This window comes from Chryseobacterium sp. FR048 (assembly GCF_056844665.1).
This window is the reverse complement of the sequence record NZ_JBXDSE010000005.1, coordinates 215,793-234,271: the sequence shown is the minus strand read 5'-3', so window position 1 is coordinate 234,271 and position 18,479 is coordinate 215,793. Positions and strand designations below refer to the sequence as shown.

The 18,479-nt window shown below is 35.7% G+C and carries 20 protein-coding genes; 4 read left to right on the top strand and 16 right to left on the bottom strand.

The window, feature by feature from the left end; genetic code table 11:
• Positions 1–252: 252 nt before the first annotated feature.
• Genes AC106K_RS15825 through AC106K_RS15815 form a run of 3 tightly spaced genes read right to left on the bottom strand, consistent with a single transcriptional unit; the run spans position 253 to position 2,487 of the window.
• Complete coding sequence (locus AC106K_RS15825; protein WP_482446446.1) at positions 253–807, bottom strand: serine O-acetyltransferase; 555 nt, start codon at positions 805–807, stop codon at positions 253–255.
• A gap of 12 nt (positions 808–819) precedes the next feature.
• The gene (locus AC106K_RS15820; protein WP_482446445.1) at positions 820–1,968 is read right to left on the bottom strand and encodes a glycosyltransferase; all 1,149 of its coding nucleotides are present in this window, start codon (positions 1,966–1,968) and stop codon (positions 820–822) included.
• Positions 1,969–2,010: 42 nt separating this feature from the next.
• Positions 2,011–2,487: an acyltransferase gene (locus AC106K_RS15815; RefSeq protein ID WP_482446444.1), complete on the bottom strand. Its 477-nt coding sequence runs from the start codon at positions 2,485–2,487 to the stop codon at positions 2,011–2,013.
• A 146-nt stretch (positions 2,488–2,633) separates the two neighbouring features.
• Between AC106K_RS15815 and AC106K_RS15810 the strand changes: the two genes are divergently transcribed.
• Genes AC106K_RS15810 through AC106K_RS15800 form a run of 3 tightly spaced genes read left to right on the top strand, consistent with a single transcriptional unit; the run spans position 2,634 to position 4,627 of the window.
• Complete coding sequence (locus AC106K_RS15810; RefSeq protein WP_482446443.1) at positions 2,634–3,608, top strand: 3-oxoacyl-ACP synthase III family protein; 975 nt, start codon at positions 2,634–2,636, stop codon at positions 3,606–3,608.
• A 27-nt stretch (positions 3,609–3,635) separates the two neighbouring features.
• Entirely contained in the window at positions 3,636–3,869 is a 234-nt protein-coding gene (locus AC106K_RS15805) for a phosphopantetheine-binding protein (protein ID WP_482446442.1), read from the top strand.
• The gene (locus AC106K_RS15800; RefSeq protein WP_482446441.1) at positions 3,869–4,627 is read left to right on the top strand and encodes an SDR family NAD(P)-dependent oxidoreductase; all 759 of its coding nucleotides are present in this window, start codon (positions 3,869–3,871) and stop codon (positions 4,625–4,627) included. Before AC106K_RS15805 ends, AC106K_RS15800 begins: the two co-directional genes overlap by 1 nt.
• Before the next feature lies 1 nt (position 4,628).
• Here AC106K_RS15800 and AC106K_RS15795 read toward each other — a convergent pair whose 3' ends face one another.
• Genes AC106K_RS15795 through AC106K_RS15785 form a run of 3 tightly spaced genes read right to left on the bottom strand, consistent with a single transcriptional unit; the run spans position 4,629 to position 7,197 of the window.
• Positions 4,629–5,783 carry a glycosyltransferase gene (locus AC106K_RS15795; RefSeq protein WP_482446440.1) on the bottom strand — a complete coding sequence of 385 codons (1,155 nt, stop codon included), beginning with the start codon at positions 5,781–5,783 and terminating at the stop codon, positions 4,629–4,631.
• Positions 5,783–6,622, bottom strand: a complete 840-nt coding sequence (locus AC106K_RS15790; protein ID WP_482446439.1) for a glycosyltransferase family 2 protein — start codon at positions 6,620–6,622, stop codon at positions 5,783–5,785. The genes AC106K_RS15795 and AC106K_RS15790 overlap by 1 nt, the downstream gene beginning before the upstream one ends.
• On the bottom strand, positions 6,619–7,197 hold the full coding sequence (locus AC106K_RS15785; protein ID WP_482446438.1) for an acyltransferase: 579 nt from the start codon (positions 7,195–7,197) through the stop codon (positions 6,619–6,621). The genes AC106K_RS15790 and AC106K_RS15785 overlap by 4 nt, the downstream gene beginning before the upstream one ends.
• 134 nt (positions 7,198–7,331) lie before the next feature.
• On the opposite strand from AC106K_RS15785, the gene AC106K_RS15780 reads away from it, so the two are divergent.
• Positions 7,332–8,366, top strand: a complete 1,035-nt coding sequence (locus AC106K_RS15780; RefSeq protein WP_482446437.1) for an acyltransferase family protein — start codon at positions 7,332–7,334, stop codon at positions 8,364–8,366.
• A gap of 48 nt (positions 8,367–8,414) precedes the next feature.
• On the opposite strand, the gene AC106K_RS15775 is transcribed toward AC106K_RS15780, so the two are convergent.
• From AC106K_RS15775 to AC106K_RS15730, 10 genes are all read right to left on the bottom strand, one after another.
• Positions 8,415–9,353 carry a glycosyltransferase family 2 protein gene (locus AC106K_RS15775; RefSeq protein ID WP_482446436.1) on the bottom strand — a complete coding sequence of 313 codons (939 nt, stop codon included), beginning with the start codon at positions 9,351–9,353 and terminating at the stop codon, positions 8,415–8,417.
• A gap of 229 nt (positions 9,354–9,582) precedes the next feature.
• A complete protein-coding gene (locus AC106K_RS15770; RefSeq protein ID WP_482446435.1) occupies positions 9,583–10,407 on the bottom strand; it encodes a glycosyltransferase family 2 protein in 825 nt (274 codons plus the stop codon).
• A gap of 69 nt (positions 10,408–10,476) precedes the next feature.
• Positions 10,477–11,550, bottom strand: coding sequence for a GDP-mannose 4,6-dehydratase (gene gmd / locus AC106K_RS15765; protein WP_482446595.1), 1,074 nt, complete (start codon positions 11,548–11,550; stop codon positions 10,477–10,479).
• A complete protein-coding gene (locus tag AC106K_RS15760; protein WP_482446434.1) occupies positions 11,550–12,476 on the bottom strand; it encodes a GDP-L-fucose synthase family protein in 927 nt (308 codons plus the stop codon). Before AC106K_RS15760 ends, gmd begins: the two co-directional genes overlap by 1 nt.
• Complete coding sequence (locus tag AC106K_RS15755; RefSeq protein ID WP_482446433.1) at positions 12,460–13,491, bottom strand: hypothetical protein; 1,032 nt, start codon at positions 13,489–13,491, stop codon at positions 12,460–12,462. The genes AC106K_RS15760 and AC106K_RS15755 overlap by 17 nt, the downstream gene beginning before the upstream one ends.
• A gap of 126 nt (positions 13,492–13,617) precedes the next feature.
• Complete coding sequence (locus AC106K_RS15750) at positions 13,618–14,532, bottom strand: glycosyltransferase family 2 protein (RefSeq protein ID WP_482446432.1); 915 nt, start codon at positions 14,530–14,532, stop codon at positions 13,618–13,620.
• Between the two features lie 136 nt (positions 14,533–14,668).
• The gene (locus AC106K_RS15745) at positions 14,669–15,337 is read right to left on the bottom strand and encodes an NAD-dependent epimerase/dehydratase family protein (RefSeq protein WP_482446431.1); all 669 of its coding nucleotides are present in this window, start codon (positions 15,335–15,337) and stop codon (positions 14,669–14,671) included.
• Positions 15,338–15,397: 60 nt separating this feature from the next.
• The gene (locus tag AC106K_RS15740; RefSeq protein WP_482446430.1) at positions 15,398–16,243 is read right to left on the bottom strand and encodes a glycosyltransferase family 2 protein; all 846 of its coding nucleotides are present in this window, start codon (positions 16,241–16,243) and stop codon (positions 15,398–15,400) included.
• Positions 16,236–17,360 carry a glycosyltransferase WbsX family protein gene (locus AC106K_RS15735; RefSeq protein ID WP_482446429.1) on the bottom strand — a complete coding sequence of 375 codons (1,125 nt, stop codon included), beginning with the start codon at positions 17,358–17,360 and terminating at the stop codon, positions 16,236–16,238. Before AC106K_RS15735 ends, AC106K_RS15740 begins: the two co-directional genes overlap by 8 nt.
• Positions 17,357–18,469 (bottom strand): glycosyltransferase WbsX family protein, encoded by a 1,113-nt coding sequence (locus AC106K_RS15730; RefSeq protein ID WP_482446428.1) that lies wholly within the window; start codon positions 18,467–18,469, stop codon positions 17,357–17,359. The genes AC106K_RS15735 and AC106K_RS15730 overlap by 4 nt, the downstream gene beginning before the upstream one ends.
• Positions 18,470–18,479: the final 10 nt, after the last annotated feature.

Below are 18,479 nucleotides of genomic sequence, written 5' to 3'. Positions count from 1 at the left end.
AAATTATTTTTTTAAATTAATAATAAGCTCGGGGTTGTGTTTTTAATATTGTGTGATTTTTTTTCAGAACAAACAGTGTTATAAAATGGTCTATATCCTAACATGAACAGTATCCGGGTCGATAAAAGATTATATCTTACACAGGCTGTGGTTATTGTCTCGATATATGATAATTAAATAATGCTATTTTTACAAATGTACACGAAATAACCAATACATGCAATAGATTTTTTACGATAACTGTTGGATTCACTATACTTTACGGTTGATATAGTCTTTGGTAGCATTGCTGGTAGGGATAATCTTGGCAGGATTCCCTATGACTACAGAGTTGGGAGGCACATCAAAATTGACATAAGAATTGGGAACAATCAATACATTATTACCGATGGTTATTCCTCCTACAACAACAGCATTGGTCCCTATCCATACCTCGTCACCTATGACAGGAGAGCCTTCGTTCTTCCCACGGTTTTGCTGGCCGATGGTGACGCCATGCGCAATATTACAGTTTTTTCCGATGATGGTTTTCGGGTTGATGACCAGACTTCCATAATGTCCCAGATAAAAACCTTCCCCGATTTGGGTCTCAGGATAAATCTGAAATCCGTATTTGATTTGAAAATGCCTTAAAACAACACGCCAGAAAACATTCAGTACAGGTTTCTTCTGATATTTCTGGGCCATCCTTAGAATATAGACAAAATGGAGATTGGGATTAATGCATTTTTTCCAGATTTCAAAGGTGGAAAGCCATTTTCCGCTTTCCCTGTAAAAGTCTTTCTGAATAATTGAGTAATCAGCCATGGTCGTTATTTTTTAAACTTCGTCAATTATTTTCTGAAGATGTTCCACAGACTTTTCTAAAACGAACGGAAGTTCAGTCTCTGCAATCTGTTTTTTATACTGTTCAGAAATATTTTTATCCGTAAGGAATTTTTTCATGCCTTCATAGATCCCTTCTTCAGAGTTCGCCGTGATATTTCCCAGCTTGCCATCCTGAAGAAGATCTCTGATTCCTGAAATATCCGTTGCAGAAATAGGCTTATTGAGAATAAGTGCCTCCGCTATGATTGTAGGAAATCCTTCATGTCGTGAAGACATAATGTAAAAATCGGCTTTCTTCATATAAGGATAAGGGTTGCTGCTGAAACCAAGCATTTTGGCCGTATCCTGAAGTCCTAATTTATTAAGCTGATCCTGAATATTGTTAAAATCATAGCCGTCTCCAATGATCAGAAGCTGATGTTTCAGTCCTTCATCGATCAGTTTTTTGTGAACATTCAATAGTCTGTCATATCCTTTTTGAGGATAAACCGTACCTACCGTCACAAAAGTAGGAAGGTCCTCCGTGAAAGGATAATCATCAACGATAACGTCTGCTTTCTTTAAAGTATCTGCTTTATCGATCGGATTATATATTTTGACAACCGATTGTTTTTCCGCTTCATTTTTGGCAAGGTTGTACATCCCTTCCTGAAGTTTATTCGAAATAACCAGTATTCTGTCGAATTTGAAAAACTGTCTGATCACTTCCGGAGTGTATTCTTTCAGATTGAAAATGTCGTTCTGTACCCAGATGATCTTTTTAGAATCTTTCTGAGGACTGGATAAAATCTCCTGGTGCATGGCATGAATGGCTGCAATCTCTACATCGTATTTTTTGTTTTTTAAAACGAAGCTATAGAGTAGGGAAGGAAACCAAAGAAACATTTTCTGATAAAGAACCCGGTAGGCTTTCACAGGAATATCCTGAGGCCTGTTGGTGGTGATCATTTCTCCTTTTGTTAAATAGTATAGATTGACCCAGGACGGAACCTCCTTGATGTATAACCCTGAATAAAGATTCACCAGAAGGTCTACTTCATACTTATCAGAGGGAAGGTTTTTCAGAAAGTTGATTAAAACTTTTTCAGCGCCGCCATGGCGTAGGGAGCCTATACGAATGAGGAGTTTTTTCTTTTTCAATTTGTCTGTTTTTTTTGCCTTTATAATTTTACAAGATTAAATTTATTTAATTTTTCTTGCTTTTTTATACTTGTGGGGAAGATTTTCTTTGATATAAGCATCCAGTTTTTTTCTGTCCTTTTCCAGCTCACGGGGATATTCCGGGTTGTTTTTCAGAACAATATCTCCATAATCTTCAATGGTACACAGGAACTGAGCAGGGTTTCCAATAAAAACCGTATTGTCCGGCATAGACTGTGATAATACAGAATTGGCTCCCAGAATACAGTTGTTACCGATCTGTACGTCCTGCATGATCACACAGTTCAGACCAATTGTACAGTTATTGCCTATTTTTATTCTTCCGAGAATTCTGGCATCTTCATATCCTGGAAGTCTTCTCAGCAGGGTAGTAGTTCCTCCGTGGTTGACGAATCTTACTCCGCCTGCAATATTCACATGATCTCCAATCTCAATAAGGTAAGGCTCTGTACCGAAATAAATCTTATCCGGCATATTGAAGCTTTTACCCACTTTCATGCCTCTATATTTTGCCACTTCAAGGCTGGCCCTATTCAAAAAAGAATGATAGAGGGAGTCTATTTTTAATAGGATTCTAAATATAAAAATCATCACAGTGTAAATTTGTTTTTCTTTACTTTTGCAAAGAAAGAGAATTTATTAATATGATGAAAATTTCAAAAATAGAATATTATCTTCCTCAGCAGGTACTTACGAATGAAGACCTGGAAAGAGCGTTCCCGGAGTGGAGTTCCGAAAGAATTAAGGAGAAAGTAGGCATCAGCCAGCGCCATATTTCTTCCGATAACGAAACGGTGCTGGATATGGCCGTACAGTCTTCAGAAAAGATTTTTGAAAACTACGACAGAAATAAAGTAGATTTTATCCTGTTCTGTACACAAAGTCCCGAATATTTCCTTCCTACAACGGCCTGTATTTTGCAGGACAGATTAGGGCTCAGAAAAAATATCGGAGCCATTGATTTTAACCTTGGATGCTCAGGTTTTGTATATGGATTAGCTTTTGCCAAAGGATTGATAGCCGCAGGAATTGCTCAAAGTATTCTTTTGGTCACTTCAGAAACATATACCAAACATATTCATCCCGATGATAAAGGAAACCGAAGCATATTCGGGGATGCATCCGCTTCGGCCATTGTTGAAAAAGCAGAAGGCAGAAATGATTATCAGTTCTGTTTAGGGACAGACGGAAGTGGTGCAGAGAATCTTATCGTAAAGAAGGGAGCTTTCAAAAAAGATTTTGAACTGAATCCTGACCATGAATTCAGCCCTGAAAATATATACATGAATGGTCCGGAGATCTTCAATTTCACGATTGAAAATATTCCGGGACTGGTAAGGGAAACCCTCGAAGTAAATGGGATGACGATGGATGATATTGATCATTTTGTGTTTCATCAGGCCAATTCTTTTATGCTGAACTATTTGAGAAAAAAAACGAAGATTCCGGCAGAAAAATTCTATATTGACATGGAAACTACCGGGAACACGGTTTCAGCAACAATTCCTATTGCTCTGAAAAATATGATGGATAAAGGAATGCTGAAAGAAGGAGATAAAGTTCTCATGGCCGGATTTGGAGTAGGATATTCCTGGGGCGCTACCATCATGGAAATTTAACATAAACAACATTTAAAATTATAAAATATGAAAACATCCGTTTTTTTAGAAAAATTACAGGAAGAACTGGAAGAAGATGAAACGCTTACTGTTGAAACCAATCTGAAATCTTTAGAAAGCTATGATTCTATCAGTTTACTTTCCGTAATTGCATTTGTAGACGAAAACTTTAATAAAAAGATCGATACCAAAAACTTCAAGGATATAGAAACTGTTTCAGATCTGATGAATGTGATAGGGAAAGAAAACTTCGAAGATTAATGGATGCTTTCTCATTAAAAAATAAAACAATTCTTATTACAGGGGCTTCTTCCGGGATCGGGAGAAGCTGTTCTGTAGAATGCAGCAAAAGTGGAGCAAATCTGATCCTTGTCGGGAGAAACCAGGAAGAACTGATGAAAACGGTCTCCCTGCTGAACCCTGAAACAAAAGTTGAGGTGATTGCTGAAGATATTACCCATACTGAACATCTGGAAGCACTGATTGCTGAGAAGGTGAGTATTTTAGGTAAAATTTCAGGATTCATACATTGTGCCGGCATTGAAAAAACATTACCGCTGAAAAAGCATAGCCCTCAGCTGTACCATGATATATTTGAGATCAATGTCATTGCAGGATTTGAAATTGCAAAGATTTTATCTTTAAAGAAATATAAAGAAGAAGCCTCAAGTTTTGTATTCATTTCATCCGTTGCAGGAATGGTAGGAGAAGCCGGAAAGGCTGCTTATTCTGCCAGTAAGGGAGCTGTGATTGCAGGGGCCCGCTCATTGGCTATGGAACTTTCCAGAAGTAATATCCGTGTCAACAGCATTAGTCCGGCTATGGTGAATACCCCGATTCTGGAAAGAATGTTTGAAGATATTGGGGAAGAAGCTTCATCAGAGATCATCAAAAAGCATCCGCTTGGAATAGGAGAACCTAAAGACGTAGCGAATGCCTGTATTTTTCTTTTATCCGATGCCGCAAGATGGATCACTGGTACCAATCTTGTCATCGACGGCGGATATTCTGCGCAGTAATTTATTTCTTAAGGAGATCTGCTATGATCTTTTCTACACTGTCAAATATCTTTTGATTGTCAAACTGGCTTTCAATATTTTTAAGATTCTCCCTGATGTGGAGAACCAGTTCAGGATTGGTAAGAAAAGCTTTCATCCCTTCATACATCTCATCAACCTCGTAGTTGATGAGGTATCCTGTTTCTCTGTCTTTGATCATCAGGCCAACGTCCCCCACATTAGTCGCCACAATCGGTTTCTGAAGAATTAATGCTTCGGCAATAACCAAAGGCCATGCTTCGGATTCAGAAGGAAGAACGAAATAGTCTGCTTTTCTGATGTACGGATAAGGATTCATCTGATTGCCAGCCAAAATAAATGTTTTTTCTACGCCGCTATTGGCTGCCTGTGCTTTCAGATTGGCCATTTCACCACCATCACCGATGACCACAATACTATGGTGGAATCCATCGTTTATAAGTCTTTTATGAGCTTCTATAAGTTTATGATACCCTTTTCTTGAGTGAAGTCTTCCGATCGAAACAAAAACAGGTCCTTCCGGAAAATGCTCAAGCTTTTCTTCTGCTTTCTTTTTAATCTCCTCAATAGGAATAGGGTTGATGATCACTGTTTCGGCCGGATAGCTTAATTTCGGATAATACTGGTGCATCATATCCTTTATTTTGTGGGAACAGTATACCATATGATCAAACTGTGGGAAGCTTTTTAATATTTCCGGAACCAAAGGCTGAAACTGAGGAACATTGATCTCAGAATGGAACCAGCCTATTTTTTTTGAGTTTTTATGAGTAGAGTTGAGAATGGCATCGTAATCTCTGTAATCCATCCCGATCTCTATATCGAATGTATCGTTGATGATTCTGTCTGCAATAGCCGGATTGTTTTTCAGCTTTCTGAGTTTGATTCTTCTCGCAACAAGCTGAAGTTTCTGCAATAAAGAATTGCTGGAAAAATCTTCTTTGCCATCGGTAAGGTAAACCTTTCTGACATGTTGAGGGAGCTCATCACGTAATTTTCCCTGATTGAGCGTGAGGCATACCGTTATTTCAAATTTGTCCCTGTCAAGATTGTTGAGAAGCCCCAGCAGAACTTTTTCTACTCCGCCCATTTCCATGGAACGGTGTCTGAACAAAATTTTTATTTTTTTATTTAACATTATCCGAAGATTGATTGTAACGTAATTTTTATTTTTTTCTTAATACGGAATGGCAGTGAATGCTGATATTGAAGCAGATCGAATATTGCTTCTGCCCCGGGATATTGATCCGGAATGGGTTTCCCGTTAATACCCGTAAGTTTTCTTCGTTTCATGGTATTGAAGATTACCTGAGCAAAATATTCATGGGATTTCTTTTTGTTGTCATTCTGCGAAATACCTCCCTGATGCGTTCTGTAAAGATAGTTCGTGTCATCAATGAACTGTACTTTTCCTTTTTCATACATTTTAAGATACAGATCCTGGTCTTCTCCAATCTTTAAATCCGGATTCATTTTTTCCGTTTGCTCATACACTGCTTTTCTGAAAGTCACAAAATGAGCGATCTGAATAGGAAAATTAAAAAAGTAAGGATCACCGTTCGGCACCTGCATCGCAGATCTGAAGGGAGCAATAGGTTTCAGGTCTTTATCACAGGTCATAAACCTGGAATAGGTGAGGACCGTGTCTTTTTTTGCCTGAAAGATATTCATGCATTTTTCAATAGCAGTAGGATGAATGGCATCATCGGGATCCAGAAAACCACAGATGTCTCCTTCTGCCAGTTCGATCAGTTTACTTTTGGTCACTCCTACACCGGAGTTTTTTTCATTCTCAAAAAATTTAAATCTTTTATCTTTTGAAATGATTTCCTGTACCTGTTTCTTTTCTTCTTCAGATGAGGCATCATCCAAAATGACGGCTTCCCAATCTGTATAGGTTTGCTGCAAAATGCTTTCAAAACAATCTTTGAAGAAGTGGGCGTTATTATAATGGGCAATTAGAATAGAGAACTTCATGGTTGTTCTTTGAATATTAATTCCTGACGGTTGACTACTGTTGTATTGGAGGGTATGTCTTTATAAATGGTACATCCGGCTCCTATAATGCAATTGTCTCCTATGGTTACTCCTTTCAGCACGGTGACATTGCTTCCCAGCCAGCAGGTTTTCCCAATTTTGATAGGCGCTGTGGTGAATTGGGAATGATGGAGCTTAAATTCAGGATGGGTTTCATAAGCATGGTTATGATCGTATAGCTTTACATTTTCCCCGAATAGCGTATTGTCTCCTATAGAAATACTGTCCAGGCAATTGATAGAGCAGAAATTATTCATGAAAAAGTTATTTCCAAGTTCCAGACTGGCATTTTGCTGCACAAGAACGTGAACATAGTTTCTGAAGCTGACTCCTTCTCCGATACTCACCTTTTTTAAACCTTCATGAAGTATAAAATGGTTGCTGGTTCCAAGCTTTATACCCTTAACGGAAACATTAGGGTGCTTTCTAAGAAGTGAAATCTGACTTTTTCGTTGAAGTTTGGCTAGAATTTCATGAAGCATATTGGGATTTATTTTCACATTTGTACTGTACAAATATAATTTGTTTTACAGAAATATAATAATTAATCTTATTTTTGTGCCTTAAAATTAACACTTTAAATGAAATAAAAACGGTCTGCAGATTGAGGGCAGATTTATTTTGATAAAGTAAAGCATTTTATGTTTCTGTGAAGATAGGTCAGATTACATTTACCAGATTTGTTGCCGCGATGGCAATTGTCATCTCCCATTTCAATAAAGATCTGTTTTTATACAAGATAGATTATATTTCCAATCTTTTTCTGAGAGCCAATGTGGGAGTCAGCTATTTTTTTATTCTTTCAGGATTTATCATGATTATTGCTTATCATAAAAAGGATAAGATAGACTACCTGGAATTTTATAAGAACAGATTTGCAAGGATCTATCCGTTGTACGTTCTTGGGCTTCTGCTGTATTTTCTGACAAGATCCCAGATGTTCGATGTCTATAAAGTGGTATTGTATGGGCTGGGTATTCAGAGCTGGATACCGGGAGAGGCGATGATTCTGAATTTTCCGGGATGGTCTATTTCCGTAGAATTTTTCTTTTATCTGCTTTTTCCGCTTTTATATAATCATTTTTATTCCAGAAATAATAAAATGATCTGGGTTGTTTCCATTGCTTTATGGGTGATTACTCAGGTCTTTTCGAACCTATATCCGGTATATGGAGCTTATGAAGGACCACATACTCCAAGCCACGAATTTCTGTATTATTTTCCTTTCTGGCATCTGAATGAGTTTCTGATCGGAAATCTTGCAGGGATGTTTTTTGTGAAAAACTTCAGACAAAAAAACTATGATCGTCAGATTATCGCCATTTTTGTGTTGATTCTTGTGTCTTTAATGTTTGTTCCGCTTTTCTATCATAATGGTCTGATGGCATTACTTTTTGTACCTGCTATCCTTATGATTTCTGCGAATAACGGATGGATTACCCGGTTCTTTTCATTGAAGCCGATGGAGTATCTGGGCGAAATAAGTTATGGGATCTACATCACCCACATTCCTGTTCTTTATCTGGTAAGAGAATTTTTAGAATGGCAGCAATATACGTTCAGTATTGATATTGTATTTGTGATTTACATTATAGTAATGCTGCTGAGTTCCGCTATTTTTTATCAGCTTATTGAAAAACCGATGCGGAATCTTTTAAGGAAGATTCACTTTTCAAAACAGTAAGAATTAAGATGAAAATTATTTAAACTGAAAATTTAGTTTAAGTGTGTTTCAGAATAAATCCTTCCTGAAATTGATGTTATAAAGACCGGATCTTATGCTTTGGTAATCAGTCAACAGGTATTTGGTGATCATTCCCCATTTTGTAAGGAAAGGAGCATTGGCGATTTGAAAACTTCTGTATACTCTTTTGATGTGCAGTTTAATATCTGCAGGAATTGTATTTTCGTTTTCCGCCCATTTGTTGACTTCTGCCCAAAGTAAAACTCTGGTTGATGCAGGTTTTATCTCTCTGTTATCTACTTTGGTAATTCTGTTATTTTCATGAACACCTCTTACCGCTACGGCCTTGTCAAGGATGCCCGGATATAAATTCAGGTAATAGGAGAGCCTGAACAGAAATTCCGTGTCCTGATGGAGTTTTAAGTGGGTTTTGAAAAAATATTCCATGTTTTTCAAAGAACTTTTCCTGATGGTCAGCGCATCTATGCTGAAAAGTCCGAAGGTTCCTATCATATTGAGCTGTCCGGGAAATACATCTTTCGGTGGGTGCTTTTTGTATACTGTGGTGAGACGATCACCAAATACTTTATAATATTGATCTTTAGCCTTCTCAGAGTAGTAATGAACCCCGATGGCTCCATAGACACCGTCTACATCATTATTTTTAAAAAGCTCTTTTTCGGCATCAAAACGATTGGGAAGATAGTAATCATCCGCATCCAGAAAAGAGATAAAGTCCCCTTCCGATTTTTCTATGCCCAGGTTTCTGCTGGCCCCCGCACCGTGATTGCCCTGGTCCGGATGCTGATAAAGTTTTACCCTGCTGTTGTTCTCAGCAAGCTCCCTGCATACCTGCAGCGCATTGTCCGGGGATTTATCTTCTATCAGAACCACTTCATATACTTCTTCGAACTGAAGTGCAGATTCAACAGCCTGGGAAACATATTTTTCGGCATTGTACACGGGAATGATTACGGAAATTTTCATCTTATCGGCTTATGTTTTGTGGGCACAAAATTAATCTTTATCTGATAGACTAATTGGAAATGTCTGTTTAATTTTTAATTGAGCTTTTGTAAGGTTCAATCAGCTTTAAAATTTTTGTAAAATAGATTAATCCGGAAATGAAAACAACATACCAATAATGCTGAAATTCCTCTTAAAATCTGGATATTATTAAGCTTCATAACAGATAGAATCCTGTCTTTAAAAAGAATTAAAGGTATTTATAGTTTTTAAATAGGCCTATTCGATATAAAAACTTTAATAGTCTTGATTTTTTCAATTTATCTATTTTGTCTATAGAATTCTTAGCATTAAAATATAAATTAATTTTGTCAATCAGTTCTTCCGTCTGGAATTCAGAAAAATGAAAATTTTCCACCAGTGTTTTTCTTCTTTCTTCTTTTCTTAAATACTGTGATTTGGGATCGGAACTGATACCATCTTTATAAAAGCGGGATATGGTTTGTTCAATAGGCCTATAAGTACAATTATATTTGAAAATAGCAATCAAAAACCATTTCCAATCCGAACAAATTTTCAAATTTTCATCATAAAGTCCTGCTTTTTCAAAAGCACTTCTTTTAATAAATGTACTGGGATGCCAAATCGTTTCTCCAATAAGATCTAAAAATGAAATCTTGTCTTTAGTAGGTTTAAGAATATCTTTGTTGTCATCATCTATGATTAAATTACCCGAGATAATATCATCTGTGTATAGTAATGGAGTTACTTTTTCTACAACTAATTCATTGATCAGTTCGTCTCCACTGTTTAGAAAAAGAATATATTCTCCGGTAGCTTTTTCAATTCCCTTATTCATCGCATGATAAATTCCCTTATCAGGTTCACTTACCCAATAGTTTATTTTGGATTGATTATTTTCTATAAGTTCTTTGCTGCCGTCAGAGCTTCCACCGTCAATTACTATATATTGAAAATCTTTATCGGTTTGCCGAAATACACTATCCAATGTTTTTTGTAAACCATTTCGGTTATTGAAATTTATCGTGATGATGGTAATGGATTTATTGAGCATATTTTGAATGTTTTTTAGTAAATATCTGTTTGCTTTTTGTGAAATAAAATGATTATAGAATTAAAAAAATTATACTATTTTTAAATCACATTCAATCATTTCTTTACAAAGAGATTTTACCGTGTGTTGCGGTTGCCAACCAAGAATGGTTTTTGCTTTTGTGGGGTCACCAATGAGGAGATCAACTTCTGTTGGACGATAATAATTAGGATCTACTTTTACCACTGTTTTACCTACTGGTAGTTGGTAGTTTGGATTATTGCAGCGTAGTACCTTCGCGATTTCATTTTCCTGGCTCCCTTCAAAAGCCAGCTCTATTCCTACTTCTTCAAAAGCCATAATAAGAAAATCTCTTACCATCGTAGTTTCTCCTGTCGCTAAAACGAAATCGTCTGGCTTATCTTGCTGCAACATTCTCCACATTCCTTCTACATAATCTTTAGCATGTCCCCAATCTCTTTTAGCATTTAAATTCCCCAGATATAAACAATCTTGTTTGTTTTTTGCAATATTGGCTACCGCCATAGTTATTTTTCTGGTCACAAAAGTTTCCCCTCTTCTAGGAGATTCGTGATTGAATAAAATACCATTACAAGCAAACATTCCATAAGCTTCTCTGTAATTTTTTGTTATCCAGAAACCATAAATTTTTGCAGCACCATAAGGAGAACGAGGATAAAAGGGCGAGTTTTCATCATAAAAACCTTTTTCATTTTTATTGGATGGTAGTCCGCCATATAATTCTGAGGTAGAGGCCTGGTAAATTTTCGTCTTATGAGTGAGTCCTAAAATCCTAATCGCTTCTAACAAACGCAGTGTACCTAAACCATCTACATTGGCAACATATTCGGGCATATCAAAACTTACTTTCACATGGCTCATGGCACCAAGATTATAGATTTCATCCGGTTGAACCTCTTGTATAATTCTGATGATATTGGTAGAGTCTGTAAGATCTCCGTAATGTAATTTGAAATGTACATTATGTTCATGCTGATCCAGGTACAGGTGATCAATTCTTTGAGTATTGAAAGAAGAGGCTCTTCTTTTTACACCATGAACCTCATAACCTTTTTCTAAAAGAAGTTCGGCAAGATAGGACCCATCTTGTCCTGTAATTCCTGTAATAAGTGCTTTTTTCATCATTTGTTTAAAAATTTTTCTTGGTAAACTTGTTTTATTCCATCTTCTAAAGATATATCAGGAGACCAACCCATCGCATTAATCTTAGAGGAGTCCATTAGTTTTCTTGGAGTGCCGTTTGGCTTTTCTGTATCCCAAACTATATTTCCTTCATACTGGGTAATCTCTTTGATCTGTGTGGCCAGTTCTAATATAGAGATTTCCTTGGATGAACCTATATTTATATGACCATTCTCATTGTAATTGTTCATTAAAAATACACATGCTTTTGCAAGATCATCTACATGTAAAAATTCTCTAAAAGGGCTCCCGTCACCCCATAAGACTACCTCTTTTGCATTGTTTTTTTTGGCTTCAAAAAACTTTCTTAGCATAGCAGGTAAAACATGAGAGTTATTTAGATCGTAGTTATCATTAGGGCCATAAAGATTAGTGGGCATTGCGGAGATAAAATTACAATCATACTGATCCCTGTATGCATCACACATTTTTATTCCTGCAATTTTTGCTATGGCATAAGGCTCATTGGTAGGTTCTAAAAATCCACTCAATAAGTATTCTTCTTGTAAAGGTTGCGGGGCAAGCTTAGGATATATACAACTGGAGCCTAAAAAAAGTAATTTCTTCACTCCCTGCAAATAACTTTGATGAATTACATTAGCCTCAATCATAAGATTTTCGTAAAGAAAATCTGCACGATAGGTATTATTAGCATGGATTCCTCCTACTTTGGCTGCAGCAAGAAATACATATTCTGGCTTTTCGGTTTCAAAAAATGCTTGTACATTTTTTTGATCTGTAAGGTCTAATTCAGCTGAAGTTTTAGTAATAATATTATTAAAACCATTTGACGTTAAGTTTCTTAAAATGGCACTTCCTACCATACCTCGATGTCCGGCAATGTATATTTTAGAGTTTTGGTTCATAATTGTAGTTGTAACGGATTTTATAATAAATTACTTTTAATAAATTTTTGAAACTTGATTTCAAAATTTCAGGAAATGACTTATTTTTTTGCGGTAAATTATTTTTCAAAATTACATATTTGCAATCTATTTTCGAGATTCGTTCAATTTCATTTTCAATGGTCTTTTGATAATAATTTTGGTATAATTGTTTCAGGAAATTTGAGTTTTCCAAAGAATACCGATCATAGTATTTGGCCAAAGTTTCAGGATTCTTATATTTAAAATTTGAAAAATGATAAAATACCAGAGGAGAATTATCCGGCATAATGTACTTATTGTTTTCTGTAGCTACTAATCCTATTCTTTCATGCAAATTCCATGGAGCGGCGTTGTAGCCCATTTTGTTGAGAATTTTTACATTTTTGAAAAAAATAGGGGAAAAGTTCATCCAAATTTGATCTACAAACAGCCCTTTTTCCGGCTGATTATAGCACAGTGATAACAATCTTTCTTCCCACCAGTTGAGAAGGTTTTTGGCATTTTCAGAATTGCCCCTTAATCCTATAAACCCAAGATTATAAATCCCGAAATTAAGAAAAGTGTTTTCTACAGGTTTGTAGCCATCCAGAGGAATCGGACTCATAATGTGAGGGGTGAGTAAAATATCTGTCTTATCTTCAAATTCTGCATTTAGGATCGATAATTGATCAAATATTTCAATATCCGGATCGAAGTAATATATAAATTCTGTATTGGGATTTTTTGCTAATAAATACTTGAAAAATGATGCTTTCACAGAAGTGTTAAATTCTATTATGTCATATTTCATCCATAATTCATCAAAATTCTTTATTCCAATATCTTTCATTTCTACAATTTCACATTGGAAAGAATCATAATCTATTTCATTAGATTTTTCATCGCACAATCCTATTACAAATTTGAAGTTTTCACCATATTTATTAATAGAGTTTTTTAAAACTTTAGCTTGTGCTAAATAGTTGTTGGAGCAGATTGTGAAAGCTATATTCATAGGATTTTGGAAGTAAGAGTTGTTGAAATGTCTTAATATATTGTAAAAAATAATTTACTTTCTGGAGATTGATGTTTTTTCTGTTTTTTCGTCTAGTATTACTTTGTAAGACTTCCGATATGAAATTTATTTCCTAAACTTCAATATTGCACGAAATAATTTTTTAGACACATTTAATAACCCCATATTTTTAATCATTTTTTTTAGAAACAACAAGAGTTTAAAAGTACTTGACTCTTTTAGATTTCTTATTTCAATTGTTAAGTCATTAACTTTATTATAGTTAATATCTAAGTGTTTTAAAAGTAATTTATTAAAGTCTGAATTTGAAATCACTTTTTCAACTTCATTATAGAAAAGCATTTGATATAAAATCATATGTTTTCTATCCCGGGACATACTCGTTGCATGTTTTCTATATAAAGCCAGAGGAGCGTTCAGAAAAATAAAATCAATGTTTTTCTGTGCAATTTGAATCCAAAGAAGCCAGTCTTCTTTTGCTTTTAAATTTTCATTAAAACGAATCGTTTCAAAAAGAGATTTTGGAAAGAATCCGCAGTGAATAGGAATGGTAAAGGTAAGATCCCATTGATATAGGATCGATTCAAAATTCAGCAAATCCTGAGATAGCTTGCAAAAAGGAGGCAATAATTCTTGTTTATTGGAGTTGTCAAACAAACAAAAATTTGACACTACTATTGCTTCTTTATCTTGTATTAAATTTAATGAATCTGAAAACTTAGTTTGAACTAAGATGTCATCTGCATCTAAAAACTGGATATAATCTCCGGTTACAATTTCCAGAGCGGCATTTCTTGCAGAAGATAAGCCTCCGTTCTCTTTGTAAAGATATTTAAAACGACTGTCTTTTTTTATCCATTTATCTGCTGCCTCAGCAGTGTTATCTGGAGATCCGTCATTAACGATGATGCATTCCCAGTTTTCGTAGGTCTGATCCTGAATAGACTGCAGAGATTCATCCAAAAAATGAGCTTGATTATAACAGGGAACAATGACAGATACTTTAGAGTTCATTTCCATTTTTTATTCACTTATTTTTACAATGTGTTTTTTATTGATGTAATGGTTATTATTACTTTTTTTATAACGATTCCTGTAGCCTGGTCTGATATTAAAGCACAAGGTACAAAATTATTTTTTTCAGAAAATAACCATATTATAAGTAGGTTGAGTACAGTTTTTTTAAGTATTCCGATGGAGATATTCCTGCAAAAAAACTTTCGGTTAATTCATTGAATTCAATCGTATAAAACGAACCTTCATCAGTACTGTCATACACCGCCTCTTTACCGAGATGACCCTCCAACTGGGAAAGTATTTCTGATAATGAATACTGATAGGGATAGGCAAGATTGATGATTGTATTGTTAAGATCCATCATATAACGTCCTACAAAAGAGCCAATATCCTCTATTCCGATCAGGATTCTTCCCGCATTGTGATGAAGGGTAAATCTTTTTCCCGTGGTAACAGCATTACTCAGGAAATTGATCAGTGTATTTGGGTTTCCTCCATGGCCTACGGCATTGCCTACTCTGAAAATAATATAGCTGTCGCATTGTTCTGCAATGATCTTTTCTGCATTAAGCTTATGAATTACATAGGGACTATCTATTTTGGTAGGATCGTAAACACTGCACGTAGAAAAATAAATAAGTTTTTTTCCAGGATTTTCCTCAATACAGGAATGGAGAAGGCGTATTTCTCTTTCGAATGCTGAGGAATCCTTTTCAAGAGAATTGGAAACTCCCGATGCGAAAAAGATAATCTCTTCTTTATCATAAAATTTTACGGCATTTGCCAGCATTCCGTTACCAATAATCATATGTGTTTCTTATCTTGTTAAGATGTTAGTTTTAATGTTTTTTAAAATACTTCAATTGAATTAAAGCTTTTTAAATATTTTAAAAAGTCCAAGTGTATTTCCCAGTTTTGCCCATCTTGAATTTTTTACATGATTCAATTGGTTGAGCGCCTGATCATATTTCTTTTTCGGAACATAGCTTTGGAGAAAAAGTTCTTCCATATTAATGTTTCTTCTTTCTGCCATTTTTATCAGGGCTACCCAGTGCCAAAACAATGCCTTTTCCGCATTTTTTGTAGTAGAGATACCACTGTCATGGATTCTGTATAAATATAAATCTTCATCAATATACTTCACAGGAGCTATCTCGCACATTTTCATGTACCAGTCTTTATCTTCAGCAATTTTTAGAAAAGGATCAATGCCAGATGTTTTTTCGTATATCTTCTTTTTAAAGGTTACAAAATGTGAAATTTCTGCATTGAAATTATAGTAAGACTGATCCAGTTCTGTAATTTGCTTGGCTTTGTGAACAGACTGAGGGTTGAGGTACTGATCACAAAGGACAAAGTTTGAATACACCAAACCTACTTCGGGATATTCAGAATGAGTTTTTAAAACAAATTCCAAAGCATGAGGTGTTAACCCATCATCAGGGTCTAAAAAACCACATATTTCTGCTTCAGCAAGCTCTATTAGTCTTCTTTTCGTATATCCGATTCCTCTGTTTCGGTCGTTCTGATTGATTTTAAACCGCAGGTCATCACCGATGATCTTTTTTATGACTTCAAGAGAATGATCAGTGGAACCATCATCTAAAATTACCGCTTCCCAGTCTGTTTCAGTCTGCTCAATCAAACTTTGGTAACATTTTTCAAAAAAATGCCCATTATTATAATTAGCAATAAGTACACTGAATTTACTCATTTCGACTGTGTTTGTTCAATATTTTTTTTAATGCATTCAGATATCCAAAACCATGTTTTCTATCTGGCTCCAGAATGTTTCCTTCTGCCCATTCGTTCCAGGATTTTATAATTAAAAACTGTTCCGGATAATCCTTCTTATCTTCAAGATATTCTACAGCCTTCTCTACCTGTTTTTCGAACAGCTCAGGAGAGTTGTTGGCCAGAATAATTCCTCTGTAGCCGCTTCTTGGAGTATTATCCCAGTTGGGCAGGATACATGGATAGGTAGGAACGTTGCTTTCCTCAAACTTTAAGTCGTTTACTACTGCCTGGGCATCCTGAATCCCGACCTTAGGTTGTTCTTTTTTCTTAATTCCTATTAATCCTTTTATCCTGTTTTTATAATATTGAGTGTGAGAAATATATTCTTTCTTCGCAATATGAGGTATCCAGGCTTTCTGAAATGCATTGGAGATCTTACTGTCATATCCCATAGATTTAAAATCCAGGTCATCACGGAGTTTATTGGAGGCCATTACGTATAGATCATCAAACCCGTTTTTTCTGGCGAGTTCTCTGAATTTTGTAATATAGTGAGGATCTCCTTCATTTAAATGATTGGAATCATAGATAATGAAAAGAGGTTTGTTGTCCACTTTGATGTATCTTTCATCTTTAAAGAAAGGTAGCAGATATTCAAAATGGGCTATTAAGTCCTGCTCATCCGGATAAGTCTGTTCTGCCAGTATTTTTTCTGATAGTCCGTGCCATATTCCTGACCATGTTTCATTGGCCCAGCAGAAGCAAAAAGGGAAATCCGGTTTTCCTGACTTTAGGACATCATTGGCTACACGTTCCAGCAACTGTTTTCCGCTGCCGAACCAGTAATGATAATAGATAAAACCATGTACACCATAATCTTTTGCCATCTGAGCCTGCTGTTCTCTTACCTCCGGAACGCGGAGATCATAATAGCCAAGATCTGCAGGATATATGGGCTGTTCATGTCCTTCAAAAAGAGGTTGGGCTTTGCTTACATTCGTCCATTCGGTAAATCCTTTTCCCCACCATTCGTTATTTTCCGGAACGGGGTGATATTGTGGGAGATAAAAGGCAATTGGTTTTATTTTTTTCATAATTGATTGGAAAATATTTTCTTAACGGATTCCAGATATTGTGTTCCGAATTTTAAGTCGGGTTCCAAGTGATTCCCTTCTGCCCATTCATTCCATGCATTGATAAAAATGAAGTTTTCATCTTCGGAATATGGTGCAAAATCTGACTTAATATTAGAAAGCCAGTTCTCAAAATATTCCGGTGTTGAATCTTCGAGTATCAGAGTCGGGTTTTCTCCTCTTCTTGAAGTGTTGTCCCATCCGGGTACAAGGGAAGGGTAGAGCTTGCAATGAAAATCTTTTTGATGGATTAAATTTTGTCCCATCCACTTATATGGAACGGAATTGAATTTCTTTTTTACTTCTTTTTTTACAATACGTCCCTTAATCTTGTCTATAATAGTTCTTTTTGGCTGAATATGTCTTTCCTTAATTTCTTTGAAAACACTTTTTCTACGGATTCCGAAAGGTTCAAAATCAATTGCTGCATCAAAACCGTCAACTAGCTGATCCCAGCCTTCCTGATAAGAAAAAACCATATGACATATATACAATTCCAATCCTGCTTCTTTTGCTTTCTCACGCCAACATTTGATCGTTTTTTGTACATCAGGTAAGATATTGGGTTTGTAAATTACAATAACAGGCTTATTGTTGACCCTAATATATCTTGGATCCTTTAAAATAGGAATTAAAAAATTGATATGATCTTCATTGTCCTGATCAGAATATTTTTGTTCAATTAATACTTCATGATCATTACCATCCCAACGTCTGGTCCAGTTTTCATTGGCCCAGCACAACATAAAAGGCAGGTCTTCTTTTTGATTTTTTAATTTCTTGTCAATTGGCTCATGCATTAAGCGTTTACCATTAAACCAATAGTGATAATAACAAAAGCCATAAATTCCGTATTCTTTGGCAAGCACTTCCTGTGCTATTCGGGCTTCTTCCAGCCTCAGATCATAAAAACCAAGGTCTGCAGGAAGATGTGGCTGGTAATGGTTTTCAAATAAGGGTTTTGCTTTAGCTACATTTGTCCATTCTGTAAACCCTTTTCCCCACCATTCATCATTTTCCGGGAACGGATGATATTGTGGTAAATGTATGGCAATTGGTCTTATTTTCATATTTATGTGC